This window comes from Bacillus sp. 5w2 (assembly GCF_054353775.1).
On the sequence record NZ_JBTIWT010000015.1, the window covers coordinates 81,503 to 107,733 of the forward strand.

Below are 26,231 nucleotides of genomic sequence, written 5' to 3' on the forward strand. Positions count from 1 at the left end.
ATGCTTTTTTCTATAAGGTAAGATTGGGGAGAAATGTGAGACGTTTAATTAAAAAATATATGTTATAATAAATATTTGAGATAAGAAAAAAATATTAACTGTATAGATTGAAATTAGGTAATAGTTATGGAGGTTCTAGATGTTAAGCGAAAATAGTAAAAGTAATAAATTTGAAAATTTTCTACTAATCTTTATTTTGTTGCAACCGATTTTAGATTTACTTACAGCGTTCTGTATCATGGTTTTAAAAATTGATACGACCATTGGAGTTATTACACGCTTATTCGTTATGTTCCTAAGCGGGATATATATTTTAATTCAAACGAAGAAACAAGGAAATATAAAATATATATTGTATATAATATTAGTAGGAATAGTCTTCACCATCGGATTGGTAAATAACAAGCTTACAAAAAACCCTATGGTACTTACAGAAGAAATTAAGTTTATAGCAAAAGCTTTATATCCATTTGTTATGCTTACTTGTTATGTGTTTGTGTTTAAGTCTTTAAAAGAAAAAAGCCATTCAAAAATGCGCGACTATATTACGTATGCATCGTTAATTATAGGAGTAGTCATGGTAGCTTCGATTACTACTGGTACAGATTATAATAGTTATGAATGGGTAAAGTTAGGGTCACGCGGTTGGTTTTATGCAGGTAACGAACTAGGATCTATTTTAGCCATCATGTGTCCAATTGTTATTTTGTACTCAATTGAAAAAACAAAAAGTATAGGTAAAGCATACTATTGGATTCCTTCAATTTTAGTTGTTTACTCATTATTTGCAATTGGGACAAAGGTTGGCGTAGGAGCAATCTTTGGATCAATGGCTATAGCAGTTGTTATGTGCTTTATTCAAGCATTTACACAGCGTAAAGACGGGAAGAAACATGCCTATTTATTAAATGGTTTTCTTGCAATAACTGTATTTGTAGGCATATTGGCATATACACCTTTTTCACCATTTATGAAAAATATGGGATTCCATTTCCAATTGATTGAACAAGAACAGAGTGCGAAAAAGGAAGAGAAAAAGAAGGAGGAAGCTAAAGAGCACAAACCTCCTGTGACAGAGCAAGAAAAAGAGAAAGAGAAAGCAAAAGAGAAAGTAGCTGAGAAAAAAGAAGAAACGCAAGCACTTATCTTTAGTGGGCGTCAATTATTTGAACAGATGTATAAAGATTTCTATAATGAAGCCCCAATGTCTCAAAAATTATTAGGAATGGGTTATGCTGGTAACTATAAAGAACAGCCGAAATTAATTGAACGTGACTTCCATGATTGGTTCTATTCTTTCGGAATCATAGGGTTCATTTTACTTGTAATTCCATTCTTATACTTTGGTATTAAATTTATTGCATGTATATTTACTAAATTTAAACAAGTATTCACAGTGAAATATGCAATGGTGATTGCAGCGATACTTCTCGGATTAGGTATCTCATTCATGGCTGGTCATATTTTAATTGCACCAGGAGTGAGTTTCTACTTAGTATTACTCATGGCATATTTAATAGTTGACTTGGAAATTGAATGATAGAAAAATAAAAGCTAGCATATGTTAGCTTTTATTTTGTTATAGTAAATAAAAAGAAAAAATGGGGGATGTAAGAAATGAAAGTGTTGCATATGAATGCTGGTGCAGAAGAAGGTGGGGGGAAAACACATATTATTTCACTTTTATCTCAATTTTCAAAGGAAGAAGTGGAATTAATGGTATTTGAAGAAGGTGCGATTGCTAGAGAGGCGAGAAACCTTGGTATTCAAGTGCATGTTTTTACCCAATCATCTCGGTACGACCTATCAATTCTTTCAAAAATAAAAGCATTTATTAATGAAAATCAATTTGACATTGTGCATACACATGGCGCACGAGCAAATTTCTATCTCTCCCTCTTGAAAAAAGGTATAAAAGCGAAATGGATAATGACTGTCCACAGTGATCCAACTTTGGATTTTATGAAGAGGGGATTAAAAGGATGGGTATTTACGAAGTTAAATTTACGTTCTTTCAGGAAGGTAGATTTGTTCTTTGCAATTACGGAGAACTTTAAGAGAAACATAATAAAACTAGGTGTACCAGAAGAGAAAATCTGTACGGTTTATAATGGAATTGAGTATGATAATACTCCGGCAAAACCGTATGATAAGAGTGAATTTGGCATCGATGAAGGAGTATTTACAGCCATTCAAGTAGCGCGTCTTCATCCTGTTAAAGGTCATGATATTTTATTTGAAGCGTTACAAAAAATTAAAATTCCAAATATAAAGGTGCTCTTGCTTGGTGATGGGCCCATAGAAGCAGAATTAAAAGAGATGGTAAAACAAAAGGGCTTAGAGGATAAGGTGATGTTTCTAGGTTTTCGTACAGATTCCAAAGAATTATATGCATCTGCACACATTAATTTGTTAACCTCTTATAGCGAAAGTTTCCCTCTCGTTTTATTGGAAGCGGCTAATCAACGCTTAACATCTATTGCAACAAATGTAGGTGATATGAAAAAGTTAATAGTTGATGATACGTATGGATGGATTGTACCAATTGGTGATGCAGACTCGTTAGCAAGCGCATTAGAGAATGCTTACGAAAAATGGTTGAATGGTGAATTAGAAGCGATGGGAAATCGTTTATATAATCATGCATCTACTCAGTTCTCGCTAAAAAATTTGTATGAAGATACTTATAATGCATATAAAAAACTTTTACTGAAATAGAGAGGATAGTTAATCATGGAAGTAAAAACGGTTGATATTCTAGGTGTTCCTTTTTCTACAATGACAATGGATGAAACAGTCCAATATTTGAAGGGGCAACTAGAATTGGAGCGAACGCATACTTTTCAGGTAGTAACAGCGAATCCTGAAATTGTTATGTGTGCAAAAAAGGATGAAGCATTCCATCAAACATTATTAAATACAGATTTAATTACACCTGATGGTATTGGAGTTGTAAAAGCAAGTGGTATGTTAGGTACACCTGTAAAGGAACGTGTAGCAGGTTTTGATTTAATGTGTAATTTATTTGCGAAGCTATCACAAGAGAATAAACCGGTATCTGTTTTCTTACTTGGTGCAAAACCACATGTTGTACAAGCTGCAGCAGATCATTTAACGAAGACGTATTCAGCGGTATCTATTGTGGGTATACAAGATGGGTATTTTAAACAAGAGGACGAAGAAAATATCATTTCTCGTATTCAAGAAGCAAAACCAGATCTATTACTTGTCGCACTTGGTTTCCCGAGACAAGAGAACTTTATCCAAACTAATAAGCATCGTTTAGAAACGAAAATGGCTGTTGGAGTAGGTGGAAGTTTAGACGTATGGGCTGGAGAGGTAAAACGTGCACCAAAATGGATTCAATCGATTCATTTAGAGTGGTTTTATAGATTGTGTAGCAATCCAACGCGCTGGCGTCGTCAGTTAGTATTAGCGGAATTTTTAAAAGAAGTTATGCGTTCGAAAAAGTAGCGGAATATCGCTACTTTTTTATTTGGCCATTTTTGATAAAATGCAACTTTAATCAGTGAGGTTTTGTTCATCTCCTACTGATTGTTAGTCTTCACCAATCGGACATTTACTGGCAGTTGATCTTCAATCTAACTCTTTTGCTCCAGGTGAATTTTGAGGCGGGATAAGTATTTTATTTTTTGGGAATGATGAAGGAGAATTTTTTAAACAAAAGTATTTTACTTATGCAATTCACACATGTAAAATGATGTGTAAAGACAGCTGTGTAAGGAGGACTTCTTGTGGGCAAGGTGAAGGGAATTTCGAAGCGAAAGCTACTTGGTATAGCAGGGCTTGGGTGGCTATTTGATGCAATGGATGTTGGTATGCTTTCATTTGTAATGGTAGCACTGCAAAAAGATTGGGGATTAAGTACGCAAGAAATGGGCTGGATAGGCAGCATTAATTCAATTGGTATGGCAGTCGGAGCGCTCGTTTTTGGAATACTATCAGATAAAATAGGGCGGAAATCAGTCTTTATTATTACATTATTACTATTTTCTATCGGTAGTGGTTTAACTGCTTTAACGACGACACTTGCGATGTTCCTTGTTTTACGATTTTTAATTGGTATGGGACTTGGCGGAGAGCTTCCAGTTGCTTCTACATTAGTATCAGAGAGCGTTGAAGCACATGAACGTGGCAAAATAGTTGTGCTATTAGAAAGTTTTTGGGCAGGTGGATGGCTAATTGCAGCTCTTATCTCGTATTTTGTTATTCCGAAATATGGTTGGGAAGTTGCAATGGTATTGAGTGCGGTTCCAGCACTATATGCTTTATATTTAAGATGGAATTTACCGGATTCTCCGAGATTCCAAAAGGTTGAAAAAAGACCGTCCGTTATCGAAAATATAAAGTCAGTTTGGTCTGGGGAATATCGTAAGGCAACAATTATGTTATGGATTCTATGGTTTTGTGTTGTCTTTTCCTATTATGGGATGTTCCTTTGGTTACCTAGCGTAATGGTATTAAAAGGATTTAGTTTAATAAAAAGTTTCCAATACGTACTTATTATGACGTTAGCTCAATTGCCAGGGTATTTCACAGCTGCTTGGTTTATTGAACGTCTTGGTCGTAAGTTTGTTTTAGTTACGTATTTAATCGGTACAGCGTGCAGCGCTTACTTGTTTGGAGTGGCGGAGTCGTTAACAGTATTAATCGTAGCAGGCATGTTACTATCCTTCTTTAATTTAGGGGCTTGGGGTGCATTATACGCCTATACACCTGAACAGTATCCAACAGTTATTCGTGGTACAGGTGCAGGTATGGCAGCGGCATTCGGTCGTATTGGTGGTATTCTTGGGCCGCTATTAGTAGGATATTTAGTTGCTTCACAGGCTTCACTATCATTAATATTTACGATTTTCTGTGGATCAATTTTAATTGGCGTGGTTGCTGTAATTGTACTTGGGCAAGAAACGAAGCAACGAGAATTAGTATAAGGTGAAACTTTAATCAGTGAGGGATCTATCCATTGCTAATTATTGGCCCGTACCAATTGTATTTTTGGGGGAACCGTGGTGGTTCCCTTTTTTCTGTTTTTTTAGATAAATAATGGTATAGTAAGAAAAAGGGAATGTTCCTTATAAAAGCGAATGTATACAACAGGACATACGGACAAAAGAATTAGGTGGTTGAAGAAATGAAAATTTTACTGATCATGGAAGAAGCAGAAGAGCGAAGAAGTTTAGCTGAAAAATTTACTGAAAATATAAGGAATGTAGAATGTTTTGAAGCGAATACGGGAACAGAATCATTATTTATTATGAAAAAGCATACTCCAGATTTTGTTTTTTTAAATTCAAAATTACTAGATGGAACTGGCTTTGAATATGCGAGTTTATTACGGGAAGTAAATTGTTATACGAAATTTATTTTTATGGGTGAAGATATAGAAGAGTCCATTACGGCATTTCGTTTTCAAGCATTATATTATTTACTACGCCCATTTCGCGAAGAAGATTTGCAATTCCTTTTATATAGAATGGGTAAAGAGCAAGGCGAGAAAGCAAAGAGCTATTTGCGAAAACTACCGATAGAAGGTCAAGAGGGGATTAGATATATTTTTCCTGAAGATATTGTATATGTAAGCAAAAATAAGGAAAACAAAACGGTTTCCATTTATACAACGAATAATCAGTATATTTCAACATATACACTTCAGGAGCTAGAGAATAAGCTAAATATATATGATTTTTTACGCGTGCATAAAAGTTATTTAATTAATATGTCATATGTACAAGAACTAAAACCTTATTATAATGGCACATATAATCTGTATTTAGATAAATATGATGAGCAACCGATTCCAGTTAGTCGTAATTATGTGAAACGACTTCGAAATAAAATTGAATTATAGCAGATAATGCGAATTTTTTAACATGATAAACTAAAAATCCTTCATGATAAGGAGGATTCAAATTAAATATTCAGAAAATTTAGTACAATCCCACTAAGCAATAGTATTGGGGGGATTGTATGTGAAAACATTGAAGTCGATTTTACTATGGGGAGTTATTGCAGCAGTAGGAGCAGGTGCTTTTGGTGTAATAGCTTTATCACAAGGTGAAACTATTAATGCCGTGTGGCTCCTAGTAGCTGCGGTATGTGTGTATGCAGTGGCTTATCGCTTTTATAGTAGATTTATAGCGAGAAAGGTATTCGGTTTAGATAATAATCGGCAAACGCCAGCCCATACATTAAACGATGGAAAAGATTATGTTCCGACAAATAAGTGGGTATTATTTGGGCACCATTTTGCAGCAATTGCTGGGGCAGGGCCTTTAGTAGGACCAATTTTGGCGGCACAAATGGGATATTTACCAGGGACAATATGGATTATTGTTGGGGTAGTTGTCGCTGGAGCTGTGCAAGATTTTGTCATTTTATTTGCTTCGATGAGACGGAATGGTAAATCTTTAGGAGAAATGATTAAAGATGAGATTGGTCCTGTTACAGGGCTTATTGCAATGATAGGTATTTTAGGCATTATGATTATTTTATTAGCGGTATTAGCATTAGTAGTAGTAAAGGCACTTGTCGGAAGTCCGTGGGGAATGTTTACGATAGCAGCAACGATTCCTATTGCTATTTTAATGGGAGTGTACATGCGCTACATTAGGCCTGGACGGGTTGGGGAAGGGTCAGTAATCGGAATTGTTCTACTTATACTGTCTCTTATTGGAGGACAGTATGTGGCGGAAAATCCAACGCTTGCAAATATGTTCACGTTTAGCGGTGAAACGATTGCTATTATGCTGATTGTATATGGATTTATCGCATCGGCATTACCAGTTTGGATGCTTTTAGCACCACGTGATTATTTAAGTACATTTTTAAAAGTCGGAACAATTGTTGGATTAGCAATCGGTATTTTAATTGTAGCACCAGATTTACAAATGCCAGCAGTTTCGAAATTTATCGATGGAACAGGTCCTGTTTTCTCTGGAAACTTATTCCCGTTCTTATTTATTACAATTGCTTGTGGTGCGGTGTCTGGCTTCCATGCTCTCGTTTCATCAGGTACGACGCCAAAAATGATTGAACAAGAGGGACACGCACAGCCGATCGGTTATGGAGCAATGTTAATGGAGTCATTTGTAGCGGCGATGGCGATGATTGCAGCTTGTGTATTAACGCCGGGAACTTATTTTGCGATTAATAGTCCCGCAGCACTTATTGGTACGGATGTCTCGCAGGCAGCTCAAGTTATTTCTTCATGGGGATTTGCTATTACACCAAATGAACTAAAAGATCTTGCTGTAAACGTTGGGGAGCAAACAATTTTATCACGTACAGGTGGTGCGCCAACGTTAGCGATAGGTATGGCATATATTTTCTCACAAGTAATAGGTGGAACGGCCATGATGGCATTTTGGTATCATTTTGCGATTCTCTTTGAAGCGCTATTCATCTTAACAACGATTGATGCTGGAACGCGTGTAGGCCGATTTATGATTCAAGATATTTTAGGGCATGTATATAAGCCATTTGCGAAAACGGATTCTACATTAGCGAATGTAATAGCTACAACGTTATGTGTATTAGGATGGGGTTATTTCTTATATCAAGGGGTAGTAGATCCGCTTGGTGGAATTAATACATTATGGCCACTGTTCGGTATTGCAAATCAAATGTTAGCAGGTATTGCATTATTACTTGGAACAACAATTTTGTTCAAAATGGGGAAAAAGGCATATGTTTGGGTGACGCTTATTCCAACTGTCGGATTGCTTATTGTAACGATGACGGCGGGTTATCAAAAGCTATTTCATGAAAATCCTAAAATAGGATTTCTATCCCACGCAAAGGTGTTTCAGGGAGCACTAGATGAGGGGAAAGTGTTAGCGCCAGCTAAAAATGTCGCTCAAATGAAACAAATTATTTTCAATGATTATATTGATGCGGCACTTTGCGGGATTTTTATGATAGTTGTAATCGCTGTATTAATTTCTGCAATTCGAATTTGGATTCAAGTATTAAGAAATAAGCCGATGCCGCTAAAAGAGGCACCATATATCCCTAGAGATGAAAGTGAGTCGAGGAACTATGCTTAAAAAATTGCGGCAAGTATGGGGACAAAGGAAACACTTTATTAGTTTACTTGTTGGGGTACCAAGCTATGAAACATATGTAGAGCACATGAAAAAGCATCATCCAGAAGAAGAAGTTGTATGTCAAAAACAATTTTTTGCAGAAGCGCAAGAAGCTAGATTTAATGCAAAGGGCGGAAAAATATCACGTTGTTGTTAATAAAAAAGGGACGAAATTTCGTCCCTTTTTTATTTTTTCTGTTTCACGTGGAACAGAAAAAATAAAAAGCTTTGGGAATTATAGGGATTTCGTATACAATAAAATAAGGAAAGGTATAGACGAAAAAGTAGGGAGATTATTTTATGTTAAGGGATTTATTTGTAAACACAACAATTATTCTTTCCTTTATTTTTATGGGAGGTCAGCTTTTAAGAGATAAGCCGTTAAAAGAAGGATTCTCTTTTTGGAGGAAATGTGTAATAGGTGTTTTTACTGGAATATTAGGTATATTACTAATGTATTTCGGTGTTCATATTGGTAATATCCTATTGGATTTACGCTACTTAGCTGTCATTCTAGCCGTTATAATTGGAGGACCAATAGCCAGTACTATAACAGTAGGTATGATTTTAGTAACTAGGCTATTATTTATGGATTATTCCTTAGCTTCTCAAGTGGCTTTTTATACACTCATTGCGATAGGGATAGGTAGTATCTTTATTTCACACATGAAGATTTCCTTAGGAGAAAAGTGGGTATGGTTACATACATATATTTTATCTATTCTAATCCCCTCGCTATATATATGGTTAATTAAAGATACTCACATAGTGGGATTATATTTATTTTCTAGTATTGTTACAGGCTATATCACATTTTTAAGTGCAAAATATGTATTGCAATCTAATGAATTATTCCAAACGATGAAACAGTATGCAACGATAGATGCTTTAACAGGACTCGGAAATGTAAGACATTTTGATTTAGAGATGAATCGTCATATTGGTAATAAGAACATGAAAAATGATTCACTTTGTTTATTACTTATAGATATTGACTACTTTAAGCATGTAAATGATACGTATGGGCATCCTGCAGGAGATGAAGTGTTAAAACAAGTAGGGCGTATTTTACGGGAAATTTCAACATTTCCAGATTTGGTTTTTCGAAAGGGCGGAGAGGAGTTTGCACTTTTGATACCAAAGAAGGGATTAGCTTATGGAATTCGTATGGGCGAACAAATTCGTACAGCTGTTGAAAAACATTCATTTCAATTGTTAGATGGAACGAAAATAAAGATTACAGTTTCGGTAGGGGTTTCAGAATACGAAGAATCACCGGAGCAATTTATTCAAGCGGCGGATGATGCGTTATATTACTCGAAACGAAATGGTAGAAATCAGGTAAGCTCTGCATCGTAAAGATAAGATGACCGGAAGATATAAAGGTTATTAAAAAACACCCACAGAGGGAATATATTCCCTCTGTGGGTGTTTTCATTTATATGTTAGACAAGTTCTTTCGATGCAACGAATTTATGATATGCACCGTGATGTGTTGGGCCTACGTATTCGTTGATCTTGAATGAATAACGGATAGCAGCTGTGATAAATTCTTTAGCTGTTTTTACTGCTTCTTTCACAGATTTTCCTTTTGCAAGTTCTGCTGTGATTGCAGCAGAATATGTACAACCTGCGCCATGTGTATTTGTCGTATCGATTTTTTCTGATTCTAGAAGATCAAATGTTTCTCCATCATATAGGACGTCGATTGCAGTTTCCGTACCAAGTTTGCTACCACCTTTAATTAGGACGTATTTCGCACCTAAAGCGTGGATTTTCTTCGCTGCTTCTTTCATGTCCTCAAGAGAATTAATCTTTACGCCACTTAATTGGTAAGCTTCAAATAAGTTTGGTGTTACAACTAATGCTTTTGGAACAAGAACGTCACGTAAGCAATCATTCGTTTCAGGATGTAATGCTTCATCTGCACCTTTACATACCATAACAGGGTCAACCACTACATTTTTGAAATTATGTTTTTCGATTGTTTCTGCAACCATTTCAATAATTTCTACTGATCCAAGCATGCCTGTTTTTAAAGCATCTACTCCAACACCTTCAATTGTTGTTTCTAATTGTGGTTTTAATGTAGAAGCTGGGATTGGGAATACGTTATGTGCCCAACCTTTATGTGGATCCATCGTTACAATTGTCGTAAGAGATGTCATTCCGTATACACCAAGTTCTTGGAATGTTTTTAAATCTGCTTGTATACCAGCACCGCCACTTGTATCAGAACCAGCGATAGTAAGTGCTTTATTTAATGTCATTATGAAAGCCCCCTCAAGTGATATAATGAAAACTATGTTTTCACCATTATATCAATGTTACGAATAAGTACAAAGTGAAAAGTAGATGATTTACTTGAGAGGCGATTTAAAATCTTGTATGTGGGAGACTGAGGATGTTTCGAGATAACCGTACAAATGAATTAGTTATATTAAAAGAAATTGCAGAAACGCTAAATACATCAAATGATACATATCATGTATTGCAAGCAGTGTTAGAAAAATTGCTCAATGTAACAGGTTTAACGACAGGATGGATTTTTCTTGCGGATGAAAACGGGAAGTATACAAAGTTGATTGATTACCAGTTACCAGAGGCACTTACATATGAAAACAAACGCCCGATGTGTGAAGGTGAATGTTGGTGTTTACGTGGTTTTGTAGATGGAAAATTAGAGCGAGCAGTTAATATTATTGAATGTAAAAGAATTAATAATGCAATTGAATACAATTGGGGAGATACAGAGGGGATTCTTCATCATGCTACGGTACCTTTAAAAGCTGGAGGAGAAAAATTTGGTGTTTTAAATGTAGCAAGCCCAGGTAAAACACATTTTTCAGAAGAAGAATTAGTATTGCTCCAATCGGTTGCCTTCCAAATTGGGACGGCTTTAAAGCGAACAAAATTATATGAAAACGAAAAGCGAAGAGCACATTATTATGTGAAATTGGAGCGTTTTATTCAAGCTTTAAAAACGATTCATAAGTTTAATGTATTACCTGAAAAGGTGGTAAATTACGTAGGTGAAGTATTTCAATGGAATCAAGTGGCATTTTTTATTAGGGAAGAAAAAGAATTATCTTTGCGAGCTTCTTATGGTCAGGGAGAGTTACAAGAGGGTGTAAAAGAAGCGGCAAAGAAGGCGTTAGAACAAGATGAGCCAGTTCTAGTAAAACATCTAAATGGAGCTGTTATTACTACGCCAATACATATTCAAAATCATATGTTTGGTGTTTTATGTGTTAGTTTAAATAATGGAGAATTTGATGTTAATACAATAGATGTAATTCAAGCATTATCGAACCACGTTTCATTAATAATAGAGAATTTAAGGTTAAACGAACAGCGCCGTGAACTCGTACGAATGGAAGAAAGAAACCGATTAGCGAGAGATTTACATGATTCTGTTTCGCAAAAATTATTTTCATTAACCTTTATGACAAAAGGTGCTGAAGCAGTTTTAAAAGGTCAAAATGAAAAGGTAGATCAATCTTTGCATGAGATGCGTGAACTAGCGCAAGGAGCTTTAAAGGAAATGAGAACATTAATTTGGCAGCTTCGTCCGGCAGGATTAGAAAAAGGCTTATTACCAGCTTTAAAGCAGTACGGTGAAAACTTGGGACTGAAAATTAGGGAACAAGTTACGGGTGTTCGTGATTTACCACGTGTAGTAGAAGAATCATTATGGCGCATTGGACAAGAAGCGCTAAACAATGTAAGTAAGCATGCGGGTGTAAAAGAAGCGACAGTTTACGTTAAAATAACTGAGAAAAATGTATCATTAGAAATAGTAGATCACGGTAATGGGTTTATAGAAAAGGACATACAAAAGAAGAAATCACTCGGCATGACTACGATGCGGGAAAGAGTAGAATTAGTTGGTGGAACAATTAAAATTGTAAGTGATAAGAAAAGAACAAGTGTAAAAGTAAACGTACCATTATGATGTGAAAATGAGGGAAGTTTGTGAAAATAAAAGTATTGTTAGTTGATGATCATACAGTCGTTTTAAAAGGATTAGCATTTTTCTTAAGTACACAGGAAGATTTAGAATTAGTTGGAGAAGCAAATAATGGGAAAGAAGCATTAGTGAAAGTAGGGGAGACAAATCCTGATGTTGTACTAATGGATTTATATATGCCCGAAATGGATGGTGTTGAGGCGACAGCGTGTATCAAAAAAGAATATCCGGATGTGAAAGTAATTGTATTAACTAGTTTTTCTGATCAGGCGCATGTTTTACCAGCGTTAAGGGCGGGAGCGAGCGGCTATATTTTAAAAGATGTAGAACCGGATCAGCTTGTTGAAGCTATTCGAAGCGCATATAAAGGTAATATTCAATTACATCCGGATATAGCAAATGCCCTTCTCTCTCAAACATTACCTGTGGAAGAAAAAGAAGAAGAACCTTCTATTCAAGTGGATGTGCTAACAGCGAGAGAAAATGAAGTGTTGCAGCTATTAGCGAAAGGAATGAGTAATAAAGAAATAGCTTCTGTTTTAGTTATTACAGAAAAAACGGTAAAAGCGCATGTAAGTAGTATTTTGAGTAAATTAAACTTATCCGATCGCACGCAAGCAGCATTATATGCAGTGAGAAATGGGGTTGTATAAGACGAAAGTCGTAAGACCTAGTTCGCCTTTAGAAGGTGGACTTTTTTTATGGAAAAATACGTCTATGTGAGGACGAAATCGTCTTGATATAAAGATAAAATATGTTTGTAAGCAACAAAACAACAATTACAAGGGATACCTTTTTGAAAGCATATAACAACAAAAGAGTGAGTACTAGGAGGAAAAACAATGGCAACAGTTTTATTTGTAAAAGCAAACAACCGCCCAGCGGAACAAGCAGTTAGTGTGAAATTATATGAGGCATTTTTAGCAAATTACAAAGAAGCACATCCAAATGATACAGTAGTAGAACTTGATTTATATAAAGAAGAATTACCATACGTAGGCGTAGACATGATTAATGGTACATTCAAAGCAGGTAAAGGATTTGATTTAACAGAAGAAGAAGCAAAAGCAGTAGCAGTTGCTGATAAGTACTTAAATCAATTCCTAGAAGCTGATAAAGTTGTTTTCGGTTTCCCATTATGGAACTTAACGATTCCAGCAGTACTACACACATATATCGATTATTTAAACCGTGCTGGTAAAACGTTTAAATATACGCCAGAAGGTCCAGTTGGTCTAATTGGAGATAAGAAGATTGCATTATTAAACGCGCGCGGTGGTGTATATTCTGAAGGCCCAGCAGCTGCAGTAGAAATGGCTGTTAAATATGTAGCAAGCATGATGGGCTTCTTCGGTGCAACAAATATGGAAACAGTAGTTATTGAAGGGCATAATCAATTCCCGGATAAAGCAGAAGAGATTATTACAGCTGGTCTTGAAGAAGCAGCTAAAGTAGCAAGCAAATTTTAATTAAAAATAGAATCGTCACTCGAAAAAAGTAGCATTAACATGTAAACGTTAATGCTACTTTTTTTATATTTTAAGTTCGTCAGCCAGTGTTTCTAATTGAATTCGATCTTGTATGTAATAGATTCTTCCATCCTTTTTTAAATAATTTTGCTGGCAAAACTGGTTTAACACATATAAAAGATGACGGTAGCTGACATTTAAGTATTCTGAAGCCTCGGTATGTTTTTCGGTATAACTGTTACTTTGTTCTGTTAATAGAATAAAGGCTGCTAACCGGTTTTCGAACGGATAACTATTGTTTTTGGCGTAACTTTCTGTTCGGGTAATTGTTTTTTCGCCGATAAATTTGCATAGTTTCTGTAGAAAGATAGCATCTTGCAATAAAAGATGCTGGCAATCTTTAAGAGGAAGCGCTAAGCATATACAATCTTCAATTACTTCTACCGTTTTCGTAACGGATTCTACGCCAATTAGCCCTAATTCTCCAATGAACGAAGGTGCTTGAATAAAGTTAATTAAGGAGACCCTTCCGTTTTTGTGACTCATATATATTTTTGCCTTCCCGGAAATTAAGTAATAAAGATAAGGAACATCAACCCCTTCAGTACATATCTTTTCTTTCTTTTGAAAGGAATGTAGTTCAGCATACGGTAAGACATCAAAAGAAAAAAGAGTGTGGAAGTTGTAATTTTGTATGGAATGAGAGATTTCTTTGCTATTTTTGCTGACTTTCATATTTTCACCTCATGTTTAGTATGAGATATCTCCTATTATTTTTACAAGAAAGAATGATACGATTTATGTAAATTTGTTTTTGTAGAAAAGAGAGTGTGAGGGGCCTATGAAAAAATATAAAACACTATTATTTGATGTAGATGATACATTGTTAGATTTTCAGAAGGCAGAGAAAATGGCGTTACGTATGCTTTTTGAAGAGAAAGGGATTCCTCTAACTAGCGAGGTTGAAGTGCAGTATAAAACAATTAATAAAAGTCTTTGGGATGCTTTTGAAGAAGGTAAAATGAACCGTGATGAAGTTGTAAATACACGGTTTTCGATTTTGTTTAAAGAATACGGGGAAGAAGTAGATGGGATATTATTCGAAAATAATTATCGCAGTTACTTAGAAGAAGGGAATCAACTTATACAAGGCGCGTTTGAATTTATAAGTCAAATTCAAAGTGAGTACGATTTATATATAGTGACAAATGGTATTTCTAAGACGCAAGATAAACGTTTACGTAATGCAGGATTACATACCTTGTTTCAAGATGTTTTCGTTTCCGAAGATACAGGATTCCAAAAGCCGATGAAAGAGTATTTTGATTATGTTTTTGAACGAATTCCTAATTTTGCTCCTGAAGAAGGGCTCATTATTGGGGATTCGTTAAGCGCTGATATTAAAGGTGGATATGTAGCGGGAATTGACACTTGTTGGTTTAATCCAGAAAAGAAATCAAATAATAGCGAGATTGTGCCAACATATGAAGTACAAAATTTTGAAGAGTTATATGCAATATTGAAGCAGCGTGTGTAATGAAAATAGGCAGTGGAACTTTTGTCCCTACTGCCTATTTGTATTAGCTTGTAGTTTCGTTGTTTTTAGGAAGTGGAAATGCATTACCAATCGCTGCCGCTCCAAGCATCGGGAATAGTAAGTTGAGCGGGAAAAACATGAGCAATAGTAATGTTATAGCAATTGGTTTTCTTAATGCATAGCTTGAAATTGCTGTTGTTACGATGGCTACCGAAGCGATTGGATCTATAGGGATAATGGAAGCTATAGCATATCCGATACTAGATCCAGCAAATATAATCGGGAAAATATGCCCGCCACGCCAACCTGTATTTAAACAAACAGCAGTAATACATAATTTTAAAATCCCTGAAAGAAGTAGTACCCAGAAGGATAAATGGCTCCATTCAACGACTAAATCTTTTAATTGATGTTCTCCGGAGAATAACGTGTACGGGAGAAAAGTTCCTGTAATTCCTAATAAAATACCACCGATAATTCCAAGTGATAGTTTATATTCTTTTAAGGGATGGATTAATTTCTCTAATGTGAATTCTAATTTGAAATAAAAGAATCCAACTATAGCACCAATACTAGCAAGTGGTAGAAAGGCAATCCATTCATTAAGAGATAGGGAACCCTCCCCAAAATCAACGATAAAGGATCCACGATTATCAAATTTACTAAGTAATAAATAAACGGAAAAACCAGCGAAAGTGGTAGCTAAATATACAATTGCTTTTTTTCCTTTAGAAAATTCGTTAATTTGCTCACCCTCATTTTCATTTGGAGCTAAATAACCGAATAATGGCGCGTTAAAAATTACACTTAAAGTAGCACCGATTCCAACCTCTGTTAGTTCATTCATTCCTTTTAAGGCGAATGTAAAGCGATCGCCTACCCATGTACAAAGTCCACCGATAATTCCAACAAGTGCTGCTTCGGGACCTAAGCTAGCTCCAAATATTAAAACGATAATCGCAGTTAAAGTAGCTTTATGTACAAAACGGTATTCAATTCTACCTGTTTTTTTATATTCACCCATTACTTCCGGCATAAGACGTGGATATGTGCCGAAGTATTTTTGGGTTAAACCAACGAGAATCCCACCGATAGTTGTTACACAAATAGTGTAATAAGCGGGAGAAGAGAAAATAGTAGGTAAGTATCCCCAAATAAAGTGAATGCCGATATTTATTGTAACTAAAAATAACCAGACTGTTGCTCCTACTATAGAGCCTAAAAGAATGCCGTATAGGACGAGCATATAGTGCATGTCTTTTGTATTTGTCATGTGATACCTCCGTTATGTAAGTTTTAATGTCGAAAGGATTAAATATACTACTGCGAAATGAGATGAATATGTATAGTATCTTTTTGAGAGGTTGGCTTATTCAATATATTGAGGTCTCGTGAGAATTTGGAATGTATACAGTTAAACTACGTATTTAATTCTATATATTAATCGGGGGTTTTAAAAGGTCTTTTTCAAATGAATATGGAATATATTTCTTTTGTTATGCATGTAAACTTATTTGTAATTAATTTTGAACATTCAGAAAAACCAATTGACATTAGGAAATTATTGCTATAAAATCAACGGTAATTGCATAGTCTTATCAAGAAAAGGTGGAGGGACAGGCCCGATGAAACCTTGGCAACAGCCGTATAACGGAATTGTGCCAAATCCTGCAGGTAATAATCCTGAAAGATAAGAAAGAGCCTTTAGAGCGTGTTTTCAAACTGCTCCTTTCTTGTTTTCAGGAAAGGAGCAGTTTTTTTATTTTGTATAAAAGAAAGGAGAATGAGAGATGGGAGAATCATGGGGAAAAGGAACAATTTGTGTGCAAGGTGGCTATACACCAAAGAATGGTGAACCGCGTGTTTTACCGCTTTATCAAAGTACAACGTATAAATACGATACTTCGGATGATTTAGCGGCGCTATTTAATTTAGAGGCAGAAGGATATATCTACACGCGTATTGGAAATCCTACTTTAGCTGCATTTGAGCAAAAGTTAGCGGATTTAGAGGGTGGTGTAGGAGCTGTTGCAACGGCTTCTGGGCAGGCTGCTATTATGCTTGCCGTTTTAAATATTTGTAGTAGCGGAGACCACTTGCTTTGTTCTTCAACAGTTTATGGCGGAACGTTTAATTTATTTGGAGTGAGTTTGCGTAAGCTTGGTATTGATGTTACGTTCTTTAATCCGAATTTAACTGCTGATGAAATTGTGGCCCTTGCTAATGATAAGACGAAACTTGTTTATGCAGAATCGTTAGGAAATCCAGCGATGAATGTTCTAAATTTCAAAGAATTTTCAGATGCAGCGAAAGAGTTGGAAGTACCTTTTATCGTGGATAATACATTAGCAACTCCTTATTTATGCCAAGCATTTGAACATGGAGCAAATATTATCGTTCATTCTACGACGAAATATATTGATGGTCATGCAAGTTCTTTAGGTGGCATTGTTATTGACGGAGGGAACTTCGATTGGACAAATGGGAAATATCCTGAACTTGTTGAACCGGATCCAAGTTATCACGGCGTAAGTTACGTTCAAAATTTTGGTGCAGCAGCTTATATTGTGAAGGCACGTGTTCAATTATTAAGAGACTACGGAAACTGTATGAGCCCATTCAATGCGTATATTAGCAATATCGGCTTAGAAACGCTGCATTTAAGAATGGAGCGTCATAGTGAAAATGCTCTCGCAGTTGCTAAGTGGCTTGCTAACCATGAACGTATTGAATGGGTGAATTATCCGGGATTAGATAGTAATGAAAATTACTCGTTAGCACAAACGTATTTGAAGAAAGGTGCTAGTGGTGTTTTAACATTCGGCATTAAAGGGGGATTAGAAGCAGCGAAAGAATTTATCGCAAATGTAAAACTAGCAACTCTCGTAACGCATGTAGCTGATGCGCGAACTTGCGTCATACATCCTGCTAGCACAACGCATAGACAATTAAGTGCTGAGGATCAGCGTTTAGCTGGCGTCACATCAGATTTAATTCGTTTATCGGTCGGTATAGAAGATGTTTCTGATATTATTGCAGATTTAGAAGCAGCGCTAGTCGGAGGCAAAGAACATGCCGATCATAATTGATAAAGATTTACCAGCTCGCAAAGTGTTGCAGAAGGAAAATATTTTTGTAATGACGAAGGAGCGAGCAGAAACACAAGATATCCGGGCATTGAAAATTGCTATATTAAATTTAATGCCTACAAAGCAAGAAACAGAGGCGCAATTACTTCGTTTAATTGGCAACACACCGTTGCAATTAGATGTTCATTTGCTTCATATGGAATCGCATTTGTCCCGTAATGTAGCACAGGAACATTTAACGAGTTTCTATAAAACATTTCGTGATATTGAGAATGAGAAATTTGATGGACTTATTATTACGGGAGCACCAGTTGAAACTCTTTCTTTTGAAGAAGTAGATTATTGGGAAGAGCTTAAACGTATTATGGAGTATTCAAAAGAGAATGTAACATCTACGCTTCATATTTGCTGGGGGGCACAGGCTGGTTTATATCATCATTACGGCGTTCCAAAGTATCCTCTTAAGGAAAAAATGTTCGGTGTATTTGAACATGAAGTCCGTGAGCAACATGTGAAATTGTTACAAGGGTTTGATGAATTGTTTTTCGCCCCGCATTCTCGTCATACAGAAGTACGAGAGAGTGATATTAGAGAGGTGAAAGAATTAACATTATTAGCAAACTCTGAGGAAGCGGGTGTGCACCTTGTTATTGGGCAAGAAGGAAGACAAGTGTTTGCGCTCGGGCATAGTGAATATAGTTGTGATACGTTAAAGCAAGAATATGAACGGGACCGCCAAAAAGGGTTAAATATTGATGTGCCGAAAAATTATTTTAAGCATAATAATCCAAATGAGAAACCACTTGTAAGGTGGAGGAGCCATGGGAATCTATTATTCTCTAATTGGCTGAATTATTACGTGTATCAAGAAACCCCTTATGTACTATAAAAAGATTGTGTAACACGTGGTAACGTTTTCTTTGTAAAGATCAGCTTATATTTTTCCGAATGTTCAAAAAACATTGTTTTTCAGATTTTTTACTCATATAATTTCATCTAAACACAATTTTTGAGGGGTGGACAGTATTATGAAAGAAATTCAAGTTGGTTTATTAGGTCTTGGGACAGTTGGTAGTGGTGTAGTTCGTATCATTACAGATCATCAAGAGCGACTTATACACCAAGTAGGTTGTCCTGTAAAAGTAACGAAAGTACTAGTACAAAATATTGAAAAAGAGAGAGAGGTAGAGGTACCTTCTACTCTATTAACACAAGATGCAAATGAAATTTTAGATAATCCAAATATTGACGTTGTCATTGAAGTGATGGGTGGCATTGATGATGCAAAAGTATATATTTTGCAAGCTTTACAAAGTGGGAAGCATGTTGTGACTGCCAATAAAGATTTAATGGCGTTACATGGTGCGGAACTCTTAGCGGTAGCAAAAGATAATAAAGCTGATTTGTTTTATGAAGCAAGTGTAGCTGGAGGGATTCCGATTTTACGAAGTATCGTAGAAGGACTTTCTTCCGATCTTATTACGAAAGTAATGGGAATTGTAAATGGAACGACAAATTTTATTTTGACGAAAATGTCAGATGAAGGGAGAGCATATAACGACGTGTTAAAAGAAGCTCAGCAACTTGGATTTGCAGAAGCAGATCCAACATCAGATGTGGAAGGTTTAGATGCGGCAAGAAAAATGACAATTTTGGCTACCCTTGGTTTCTCTACAAATGTAGAGCTTGGAGATGTGAAGGTAAAAGGGATTACTTCTATTACAGAGGAAGATATTGAATACAGTAAGAGTTTAGGATACACGATTAAATTAATCGGTCTTGCGAAGCGGGATGGTGAAAAATTAGAGGTTACAGTTGAACCGACGCTACTTCCAAATACACATCCTCTTGCGGCCGTGCAAAATGAATATAACGCTGTATATGTGTACGGTGAAGCGGTCGGGGAAACGATGTTTTATGGACCAGGTGCAGGAAGTTTACCAACAGCAACAGCTGTTGTTTCAGATTTAGTAGCTGTAATGCAAAATATTCGATTAGGTGTAAACGGAAATAGTGCGGTATCCCCGCAGTATAAAAAGGTATTAAAAGAGCCAGACGAAATTGTTGTGAAGAAGTTTTTAAGACTTCATGTAAAAGATGAAATTGGTGTATTTGCAAAAATTACTTCATTGTTCTCTGAGCGTGGTGTTAGTTTTGAAAAGATAATTCAAATGCCGCTTGAAGAGAAAGGAAAAGCTGAAATTGTAATTGTAACGCATCGTGCGTCTCTTGCTGATTACGAGTACATTCTACATACATTGCAAGGGTATGAAGAAATAGATTGTTTGAAAGCAAACTATCGAATTGAAGGGGATGCTAAGTAGTATCTCCTCTAATAAAAAACCTATTAAGCAGCTTGCTTAATAGGTTTTTTTCTATTTAAAATCTGCGTGCCAATTTGAATAAATGCTTGGATAATCCAGCCTGTTGTAAAGGATAAGATGATTGTTCCAAAATAGATAGGTCCATCCAATAAAAAGCTTAATGTTAAAAATAAAAACGCTAATGAAATTTCTGTTCTTCTAAACGTCCACTTCTTTTTCTCAGCAACGGTTAAAACGAAAGCTTCTTGAGGCGCCGCGCAAAGGTTTGTAGAGACGTAAAGACCGATTCCAGCTCCAACAAATAGATTTCCACAAATAAGTGTTATATATTTTGGAAGAGAGCGGATAGCGTCCATAATAGTTGTAATGGAACCAATCCAATCAACAAAAAGCGAAATAAGAACCATCGTCACAATTGTACCAATTGTTATTTGTTTTTTATTCCAAAAGAGTACGATAAGTGTAAATGCAAAATTAATCATGAAAATCCAAAAACCGATACTTATCCCAAAATTTTGATATAGTGCAATAAAGAAGGAATCATAAGGGCTAAGTCCAAAGGAAGTAATTGTCGTCATCATATTAATACCGATGGCGAGAATAAGTAGACCACCAATGAAAAATATATATTCTAATTTGAATCGAAGCATAGTTGTATATCCTTTCAAAATGTATTTGCTAGGAAAGGATATATTGTGGAAAGCTTACCAGGTCAAGGGAGAATTTTTGCGAGAAGGGGAAAATGAGATGACGAATATAAGAAAGATTGCTGAACTTGCTGGGGTATCTGTTTCAACTGTTTCACGTGTACTGAATAATCATCCATATGTGAATGAACAGAAACGAAAAGAAATTTTAGCAATTATAGAAGAATTAAATTATACGCAAAATGTGAATGCAATTCATTTAGTGAAAGGAAAAACGAATGTCATTGGCGTTTTATTACCGCACGTAAATGATCAATATTATAGCGCTATTATCGAGGGAATATCAAAGGAAACAGCAAAAAATAATTATAATATGATGCTTTGTCAGACGAATTATAGTGAGGAAAGAGAATTAGAAATTTTGAATATGTTAAAAATGAAAAAGCTTGATGGGGTTATTATATGTTCCCGGGCAAATAGTAAGGAAAAGCTTGAAGAATATACGAAATTTGGTCCAATTGTTATGTGTGAAGAAATAGAATCGAATTTCATTTCGAGTGTGCATATTGATTACTATAAAGTCTTTTCGCGCGGGATGAAGAGCTTAATAGATGCTGGCCATACAAGTATTGGGTATTGTATTGGAAGAAATAATAGTATTAATAGTCAGAGAAGAAAACAAGCATATGAGGATTCGCTTCAACAGGTTGCTATAACACCGATAGAGGCCTGGAAGTTTAAGGGCTGTTTTACGGTGGAAGATGGGCGTAATGTAGTCAGAGAATGGGCTCGTATGTCTGTAAAACCGACGGCGTTTCTTGTATCTTGCAACCATATTGCAGCGGGTATGGTAACAGAGGCGAAAAAACAAGGAATTCGTATTCCAGAAGATATTACGATTATCGGCTGTGATGATCAAGATGTGGCAGATATTTTAGGCATTACGACGATTTCACATTCTAGTAAAAATGTAGGCGTGAAGGCATTTGAATTATTATATGAAAAGATTAATGATGAGAAAATAGATGTAAAGCACGTAGAGTTATTGCCAGAATTAGTACATAGGGAAACAACATAATAGATAAGGTGTGAAAATCGCTTTTCAAAATTGCGTTTGGTATAATTATGGACAATCTATAAGGGCTAAAAGGGGTTTTGATATGAGATCAAAAGTAGTAAAAGTAATTCTATTCATTACAATTGCATCTTTCTGTTTATTTGCATATGGCTTTGTTTCAGGTGTAAATGATGTATTAAATCCGAAAGCTTCAAATTTAATTAAAAAGACCGATGTAGTGGCAAAAGAGAAAAAGAAAACGGGAACGTTACAAATCGTTAGTTTAGGTGATTCATTAACACGTGGTGTTGGTGATAAAGAAGGAATTGGCTATATTGGACGGGTGAAAGAAGATTTACAAAAAGATTATAAGCAAAAGGTTGCCTTAACGAACTTAGCTGTTAGTGGTGCGAAAATGCCTGATTTATTAAAACAAATGGAGAGTAGTGGCGCTCAATATTCAATTAAGCAAGCAGATGTAATCGTTTTAACGATTGGAGGAAATGATTTATTTCCAGGTTGGGAATCGCTTGGAAAGATAGATTTAGAAACATACCGTCCTGATACAGAAACATTCCAGAATGAAGCGAAGAAAATTATAGAAGAAATTCGTAAGTTAAATACAGATAGCTCTATTTTTTGGCTAGGTTTATATAATCCTTTTGAAGATGTAGAAGATTTAAAAGGGTCTTCAAACATTGTTGTAGATTGGAATGCATCTTTAGAAAAATTGGCGATAAATAATAAAAATGTGTATATTACACCGACATTTGATTTATTCCAAAACCGAGGGAAAGATTTATTATACTCCGATCATTTCCATCCGAATGAAGTAGGGTATACATATATGGCGGACCGATTAGTTCAAAATGTTACGAGTAAATTAAAACTAGAACAAGGAGGGGTAAAATGACGACGATACTTTCCGTACGAGACGTGAAGAAGGTAATTGGAAAGAAGACAATTGTAGAGAATATTTCCTTCGATGTAAAACAAGGAGAAGTGTTTGGCTTCCTAGGACCGAATGGCGCAGGGAAAACGACTACCATTCGAATGTTAGTTGGATTGATTAAAGAAACAGAAGGTACGATTTCTATCGGTGGTTATTCTATTAAGGAAAATTTCAGAGAAGCGATGCGTCAAATTGGGAGTATCGTTGAAAACCCAGAACTGTATACATATTTAACGGGATGGGAAAATTTAAAACAATTTGCCCGTATGCTGGGTGATATATCAGATGAACGTATTATTGAAATTGCTCAAATGGTTCATTTGGATGAAAGAATTCACGATAAGGTAAAAACATACTCACTTGGTATGAAACAGCGCCTTGGCATTGCGCAAGCGCTTCTTGGAAACCCAAAATTGCTCATATTAGATGAGCCAACAAATGGTTTAGACCCAGCTGGAATTAGAGAACTTAGGGAATTTATACATAAGCTTGTGAAAGAAGAAAATATGAGTGTGTTTATTTCAAGTCACTTGCTAAGTGAAGTACAAATGATATGCGATCGGGTTGCGATTATTCATAAAGGAAAAATGATAACAGTTGCCAAGGTTGAAGAGTTAATTAAAACAGCAAGTGATCGTGTAGAATGGATTGTTACACCGATTTCTAAGGCAAAAGATATGCTAGAAGATGCTGAAGAAGTAAGAGAAGTGAGTATAGAAGGTGACCGATTACTATGCCGCATGGATATCTCATCTATAAGTAGTTGGAATAGACACTTTGTAGAAAATGGGATAGATGTGCATAGTGTTAAGGAGCTTGTATTTACGCTAGAAGATTTATTTATTGAACTCACAAGGGGTGAGCAGCATGCGTGAATTTGCGAATCTAGTCTTAAATGAATCGGAAAAAATTTATCGTAAGAAACGTATTTTTGTTGTCATGCTTATTTTAGCAATCTTGATTCCACTTTTCGTGTATGCGCAGTATCGTGAAGTAGAAACGACACAGAAAAGACTAGGTACAACGGATTGGAAAGTTTCATTACAACAACAAATTGTTGATTCTCAAAACCGCTTGAACAACTCTAGATTACCAGAAGAATGGCGTGATTGGCTAAAGGTAAGAGTGGAGCAGCAACAATATTATTTAGATCATGATATTAACCCGATGGCACCGGGCGCACCAACTTTTGTAAGGGCGTTTATTGAGCAAGGAATTACATTGTTTATTCCGCTTCTTGTCATGATTGTCGCTATTGACATTGTTTCAGGAGAAAGAAGTGATGGAACGATGAAAATGTTGCTCACGCGGCCGATTCGGCGCTGGAAAATACTCCTTAGTAAGTACGTGACGATGTTATTTTTTATTTCACTCATACTGCTTCTGGTAGGTGTATTTGCTTACGGATTATCCGGGCTTGTATTTGGATACTCGGGATGGAATTTACCGGTTTTAACAGGGTTTGTTATTGATAAAGAGAACCTAAATACAAACTTCGTACATCTTATTCCGCAGTGGCAATACATCTTGATGGCGTATGGATTAGCTTGGTTTGTTGCTATCGTTGTCGGAACTATATCATTTATGGTTTCCGTTTTAATTCGCAATACGCCGGCTGGAATGGGTGTTATGTTAGCCGCGTTAATTGCAGGAGGCATTTTAAGTTCATTCGCAACATCTTGGGAAGGTGCGAAATATATTTTTAGTGTGAACTTATCGTTAACAGATTATTTATCAGGGAAATTGCCTGCATTACAAGGTTTATCGATGGGATTTTCTTTAATGAATTTAACGGTTTGGGCGGTCGTATCTCTTATTATTTCATTTGTAGTATTTACAAAGCAGGATATGGTGAATTAATTGGACAGGAAGTGAAGTCATGGAAAATGTTTTGAAGAATGATTGGGGACCATTATTGGCGTCAGAATTTGAGAAAGAATATTATCGTACGCTAGCTGTTTTTTTGAAAGAGGAGTACAGTACGCATGTTATTTATCCGAAGGTAGAAGATATATTTAATGCTCTTCAGTATACAAGTTATGAAAATACAAAGGTCGTTATTTTAGGGCAAGATCCATATCATGGACCGAATCAAGCGCATGGTTTAAGCTTTTCTGTACAACCTGGTATTAAAACACCACCATCATTGTTAAATATGTATAAAGAGCTTCGAGATGAATATGGATGTGAAATCCCAAATAACGGTTATTTAGTAAAGTGGGCAGAGCAAGGAGTGCTACTATTAAATACTGTATTAACAGTTCGACAAGGTGAAGCAAATTCTCATAAAGGAAAAGGATGGGAGCACTTCACAGATCGCGTAATTGAGCTATTAAATGAACGTGAAAAACCGGTTATTTTCATATTGTGGGGACGTCATGCACAGGCGAAGAAAAAGTTAATTACGAATACGAAGCACCACATTATTGAATCTGTACATCCAAGCCCATTGTCAGCAAGACGCGGTTTCTTTGGTAGTAAGCCATACTCTAAAGTGAATACGATTTTAGCAAATATGGGCGAGAGAGAAATTGATTGGGAAATTCCAAATTTGTAAAGTGAAACTTTAATCAGTGGGAGTTTTACTGCCCGTTAATGCGGGGTAAATAAAAAAGGTAGTTAACAGTCGTTAACTACCTTTTTACTATTGTTGCTCGTTCTTTAATTTTGCATCTAGTACAAACGTACCGAATGGGATAATTGATGAAACAAATGCCCCAAGTGCCCATAAAATTGATTTACGGTGTACGATTGTTACTTGAATTACTGCAAAGATGAATAGAATAAATAAAACGCCATGAGCCATGCCTGTGATTTTAACAGCTGTTGCAAATCCTGCGAAATATTTTAATGGCATTGCTACAAATAATAGTAGTAGGAAAGAAATCCCCTCAATGAGTCCGATTGCTCTTAATCGTCCGATTGGTGTAGATAACATGTAAAGTAGCCTCCTTAAACGTATGCTTGTTTATAGTAAATTTGTATTCTTTTTCAAAATAAAATAGTCTAGTTTGTTTCATTATATACAAAAAGAAACTTTACACTACGAGAATAGTGCAAAGTTCAAAATATATTCAC

General features: G+C 35.8%; 25 protein-coding genes and 1 riboswitch. Of the genes, 20 read left to right on the forward strand and 5 right to left on the reverse strand.

From position 1 onward, the window contains the following. Positions 1-139: 139 nt before the first annotated feature. The 8 genes from ACXY7N_RS21770 to ACXY7N_RS21805 all read left to right on the forward strand — a co-directional run bounded on the left by ACXY7N_RS21770 (position 140) and on the right by ACXY7N_RS21805 (position 9,467). A complete protein-coding gene (locus tag ACXY7N_RS21770; RefSeq protein ID WP_016136133.1) occupies positions 140-1,540 on the forward strand; it encodes an O-antigen ligase family protein in 1,401 nt (466 codons plus the stop codon). A 77-nt stretch (positions 1,541-1,617) separates the two neighbouring features. Further along, a complete protein-coding gene (locus ACXY7N_RS21775; protein ID WP_016085388.1) occupies positions 1,618-2,718 on the forward strand; it encodes a glycosyltransferase family 4 protein in 1,101 nt (366 codons plus the stop codon). 15 nt (positions 2,719-2,733) lie between these two features. Further along, on the forward strand, positions 2,734-3,474 hold the full coding sequence (locus ACXY7N_RS21780) for a WecB/TagA/CpsF family glycosyltransferase (RefSeq protein ID WP_016085389.1): 741 nt from the start codon (positions 2,734-2,736) through the stop codon (positions 3,472-3,474). 281 nt (positions 3,475-3,755) lie between these two features. Beyond that, positions 3,756-4,955: an MFS transporter gene (locus ACXY7N_RS21785; protein WP_016136132.1), complete on the forward strand. Its 1,200-nt coding sequence runs from the start codon at positions 3,756-3,758 to the stop codon at positions 4,953-4,955. Between the two features lie 200 nt (positions 4,956-5,155). Continuing rightward, on the forward strand, positions 5,156-5,872 hold the full coding sequence (locus tag ACXY7N_RS21790; protein WP_016085391.1) for a LytR/AlgR family response regulator transcription factor: 717 nt from the start codon (positions 5,156-5,158) through the stop codon (positions 5,870-5,872). 121 nt (positions 5,873-5,993) lie between these two features. After that, positions 5,994-8,069, forward strand: a complete 2,076-nt coding sequence (cstA, locus tag ACXY7N_RS21795) for a carbon starvation protein CstA (protein WP_016136131.1) — start codon at positions 5,994-5,996, stop codon at positions 8,067-8,069. Beyond that, the gene (locus ACXY7N_RS21800) at positions 8,062-8,265 is read left to right on the forward strand and encodes a YbdD/YjiX family protein (protein ID WP_016085393.1); all 204 of its coding nucleotides are present in this window, start codon (positions 8,062-8,064) and stop codon (positions 8,263-8,265) included. The genes cstA and ACXY7N_RS21800 overlap by 8 nt, the downstream gene beginning before the upstream one ends. 143 nt (positions 8,266-8,408) lie before the next feature. Further along, positions 8,409-9,467: a GGDEF domain-containing protein gene (locus tag ACXY7N_RS21805; RefSeq protein WP_098405307.1), complete on the forward strand. Its 1,059-nt coding sequence runs from the start codon at positions 8,409-8,411 to the stop codon at positions 9,465-9,467. Between the two features lie 86 nt (positions 9,468-9,553). Here ACXY7N_RS21805 and pdxK read toward each other — a convergent pair whose 3' ends face one another. Then, positions 9,554-10,378, reverse strand: a complete 825-nt coding sequence (pdxK, locus tag ACXY7N_RS21810; protein WP_098985813.1) for a pyridoxine/pyridoxal/pyridoxamine kinase — start codon at positions 10,376-10,378, stop codon at positions 9,554-9,556. A 134-nt stretch (positions 10,379-10,512) separates the two neighbouring features. Here pdxK and ACXY7N_RS21815 point away from each other — a divergent pair, with 134 nt between their 5' ends. From ACXY7N_RS21815 to ACXY7N_RS21825, 3 genes are all read left to right on the forward strand, one after another. Further along, positions 10,513-12,063 carry a GAF domain-containing sensor histidine kinase gene (locus tag ACXY7N_RS21815; protein WP_016085395.1) on the forward strand — a complete coding sequence of 517 codons (1,551 nt, stop codon included), beginning with the start codon at positions 10,513-10,515 and terminating at the stop codon, positions 12,061-12,063. Between the two features lie 20 nt (positions 12,064-12,083). Beyond that, positions 12,084-12,731: a response regulator gene (locus ACXY7N_RS21820; RefSeq protein ID WP_016085396.1), complete on the forward strand. Its 648-nt coding sequence runs from the start codon at positions 12,084-12,086 to the stop codon at positions 12,729-12,731. Between the two features lie 189 nt (positions 12,732-12,920). Next, positions 12,921-13,547, forward strand: a complete 627-nt coding sequence (locus ACXY7N_RS21825; RefSeq protein ID WP_016085397.1) for an FMN-dependent NADH-azoreductase — start codon at positions 12,921-12,923, stop codon at positions 13,545-13,547. 63 nt (positions 13,548-13,610) lie between these two features. On the opposite strand, the gene ACXY7N_RS21830 is transcribed toward ACXY7N_RS21825, so the two are convergent. Further along, entirely contained in the window at positions 13,611-14,282 is a 672-nt protein-coding gene (locus ACXY7N_RS21830; RefSeq protein WP_016085398.1) for a transcriptional regulator YeiL, read from the reverse strand. Between the two features lie 106 nt (positions 14,283-14,388). Between ACXY7N_RS21830 and ACXY7N_RS21835 the strand changes: the two genes are divergently transcribed. Continuing rightward, on the forward strand, positions 14,389-15,084 hold the full coding sequence (locus ACXY7N_RS21835; protein ID WP_016085399.1) for a YjjG family noncanonical pyrimidine nucleotidase: 696 nt from the start codon (positions 14,389-14,391) through the stop codon (positions 15,082-15,084). A gap of 43 nt (positions 15,085-15,127) precedes the next feature. Here ACXY7N_RS21835 and ACXY7N_RS21840 read toward each other — a convergent pair whose 3' ends face one another. Beyond that, positions 15,128-16,357 (reverse strand): chloride channel protein, encoded by a 1,230-nt coding sequence (locus tag ACXY7N_RS21840; RefSeq protein WP_016136127.1) that lies wholly within the window; start codon positions 16,355-16,357, stop codon positions 15,128-15,130. Positions 16,358-16,676: 319 nt separating this feature from the next. Then, positions 16,677-16,781: riboswitch (SAM riboswitch) on the forward strand. A gap of 93 nt (positions 16,782-16,874) precedes the next feature. On the opposite strand from ACXY7N_RS21840, the gene ACXY7N_RS21845 reads away from it, so the two are divergent. The 3 genes from ACXY7N_RS21845 (at position 16,875) to ACXY7N_RS21855 (ending at position 20,497) form a co-directional block, all read left to right on the forward strand. Next, on the forward strand, positions 16,875-18,173 hold the full coding sequence (locus ACXY7N_RS21845; RefSeq protein WP_016085402.1) for a bifunctional O-acetylhomoserine aminocarboxypropyltransferase/cysteine synthase: 1,299 nt from the start codon (positions 16,875-16,877) through the stop codon (positions 18,171-18,173). Further along, on the forward strand, positions 18,157-19,062 hold the full coding sequence (gene metA / locus ACXY7N_RS21850) for a homoserine O-acetyltransferase MetA (protein ID WP_016085403.1): 906 nt from the start codon (positions 18,157-18,159) through the stop codon (positions 19,060-19,062). Before ACXY7N_RS21845 ends, metA begins: the two co-directional genes overlap by 17 nt. Before the next feature lie 139 nt (positions 19,063-19,201). Next, entirely contained in the window at positions 19,202-20,497 is a 1,296-nt protein-coding gene (locus tag ACXY7N_RS21855; protein ID WP_016085404.1) for a homoserine dehydrogenase, read from the forward strand. A 23-nt stretch (positions 20,498-20,520) separates the two neighbouring features. Here ACXY7N_RS21855 and ACXY7N_RS21860 read toward each other — a convergent pair whose 3' ends face one another. Then, positions 20,521-21,147, reverse strand: a complete 627-nt coding sequence (locus ACXY7N_RS21860) for a YczE/YyaS/YitT family protein (RefSeq protein ID WP_016085405.1) — start codon at positions 21,145-21,147, stop codon at positions 20,521-20,523. A 97-nt stretch (positions 21,148-21,244) separates the two neighbouring features. On the opposite strand from ACXY7N_RS21860, the gene ACXY7N_RS21865 reads away from it, so the two are divergent. The 5 genes from ACXY7N_RS21865 to ACXY7N_RS21885 are packed head-to-tail and all read left to right on the forward strand — an operon-like array spanning position 21,245 to position 25,710. After that, on the forward strand, positions 21,245-22,222 hold the full coding sequence (locus ACXY7N_RS21865) for a LacI family DNA-binding transcriptional regulator (RefSeq protein WP_098985814.1): 978 nt from the start codon (positions 21,245-21,247) through the stop codon (positions 22,220-22,222). A gap of 10 nt (positions 22,223-22,232) precedes the next feature. Next, positions 22,233-23,114 (forward strand): SGNH/GDSL hydrolase family protein, encoded by an 882-nt coding sequence (locus ACXY7N_RS21870; protein ID WP_116349204.1) that lies wholly within the window; start codon positions 22,233-22,235, stop codon positions 23,112-23,114. Further along, positions 23,111-24,028 carry an ABC transporter ATP-binding protein gene (locus tag ACXY7N_RS21875; RefSeq protein ID WP_000207734.1) on the forward strand — a complete coding sequence of 306 codons (918 nt, stop codon included), beginning with the start codon at positions 23,111-23,113 and terminating at the stop codon, positions 24,026-24,028. Before ACXY7N_RS21870 ends, ACXY7N_RS21875 begins: the two co-directional genes overlap by 4 nt. Next, positions 24,021-25,013, forward strand: coding sequence for a DUF2705 family protein (locus ACXY7N_RS21880; protein WP_016085408.1), 993 nt, complete (start codon positions 24,021-24,023; stop codon positions 25,011-25,013). Before ACXY7N_RS21875 ends, ACXY7N_RS21880 begins: the two co-directional genes overlap by 8 nt. A gap of 19 nt (positions 25,014-25,032) precedes the next feature. Further along, complete coding sequence (locus tag ACXY7N_RS21885; RefSeq protein WP_016136123.1) at positions 25,033-25,710, forward strand: uracil-DNA glycosylase; 678 nt, start codon at positions 25,033-25,035, stop codon at positions 25,708-25,710. An 87-nt stretch (positions 25,711-25,797) separates the two neighbouring features. On the opposite strand, the gene ACXY7N_RS21890 is transcribed toward ACXY7N_RS21885, so the two are convergent. Next, positions 25,798-26,091, reverse strand: a complete 294-nt coding sequence (locus ACXY7N_RS21890) for a DUF3817 domain-containing protein (protein ID WP_016085410.1) — start codon at positions 26,089-26,091, stop codon at positions 25,798-25,800. Between the last annotated feature and the right edge of the window lie 140 nt (positions 26,092-26,231).

Coding starts and splice junctions, on each gene's coding strand:
- ACXY7N_RS21770 (WP_016136133.1), top strand. CDS start 140: ATGTTAAGCGAAAATAGTAAAAGTAATAAATTTGAAAATTTTCTACTA.
- ACXY7N_RS21775 (WP_016085388.1), top strand. CDS start 1,618: ATGAAAGTGTTGCATATGAATGCTGGTGCAGAAGAAGGTGGGGGGAAA.
- ACXY7N_RS21780 (WP_016085389.1), top strand. CDS start 2,734: ATGGAAGTAAAAACGGTTGATATTCTAGGTGTTCCTTTTTCTACAATG.
- ACXY7N_RS21790 (WP_016085391.1), top strand. CDS start 5,156: ATGAAAATTTTACTGATCATGGAAGAAGCAGAAGAGCGAAGAAGTTTA.
- ACXY7N_RS21800 (WP_016085393.1), top strand. CDS start 8,062: ATGCTTAAAAAATTGCGGCAAGTATGGGGACAAAGGAAACACTTTATT.
- ACXY7N_RS21805 (WP_098405307.1), top strand. CDS start 8,409: ATGTTAAGGGATTTATTTGTAAACACAACAATTATTCTTTCCTTTATT.
- pdxK (WP_098985813.1), bottom strand. CDS start 10,378: ATGACATTAAATAAAGCACTTACTATCGCTGGTTCTGATACAAGTGGC.
- ACXY7N_RS21815 (WP_016085395.1), top strand. CDS start 10,513: ATGTTTCGAGATAACCGTACAAATGAATTAGTTATATTAAAAGAAATT.
- ACXY7N_RS21825 (WP_016085397.1), top strand. CDS start 12,921: ATGGCAACAGTTTTATTTGTAAAAGCAAACAACCGCCCAGCGGAACAA.
- ACXY7N_RS21830 (WP_016085398.1), bottom strand. CDS start 14,282: ATGAAAGTCAGCAAAAATAGCAAAGAAATCTCTCATTCCATACAAAAT.
- ACXY7N_RS21835 (WP_016085399.1), top strand. CDS start 14,389: ATGAAAAAATATAAAACACTATTATTTGATGTAGATGATACATTGTTA.
- ACXY7N_RS21840 (WP_016136127.1), bottom strand. CDS start 16,357: ATGACAAATACAAAAGACATGCACTATATGCTCGTCCTATACGGCATT.
- ACXY7N_RS21845 (WP_016085402.1), top strand. CDS start 16,875: ATGGGAGAATCATGGGGAAAAGGAACAATTTGTGTGCAAGGTGGCTAT.
- metA (WP_016085403.1), top strand. CDS start 18,157: ATGCCGATCATAATTGATAAAGATTTACCAGCTCGCAAAGTGTTGCAG.
- ACXY7N_RS21855 (WP_016085404.1), top strand. CDS start 19,202: ATGAAAGAAATTCAAGTTGGTTTATTAGGTCTTGGGACAGTTGGTAGT.
- ACXY7N_RS21860 (WP_016085405.1), bottom strand. CDS start 21,147: ATGCTTCGATTCAAATTAGAATATATATTTTTCATTGGTGGTCTACTT.
- ACXY7N_RS21865 (WP_098985814.1), top strand. CDS start 21,245: ATGACGAATATAAGAAAGATTGCTGAACTTGCTGGGGTATCTGTTTCA.
- ACXY7N_RS21875 (WP_000207734.1), top strand. CDS start 23,111: ATGACGACGATACTTTCCGTACGAGACGTGAAGAAGGTAATTGGAAAG.
- ACXY7N_RS21880 (WP_016085408.1), top strand. CDS start 24,021: ATGCGTGAATTTGCGAATCTAGTCTTAAATGAATCGGAAAAAATTTAT.
- ACXY7N_RS21885 (WP_016136123.1), top strand. CDS start 25,033: ATGGAAAATGTTTTGAAGAATGATTGGGGACCATTATTGGCGTCAGAA.
- ACXY7N_RS21890 (WP_016085410.1), bottom strand. CDS start 26,091: ATGTTATCTACACCAATCGGACGATTAAGAGCAATCGGACTCATTGAG.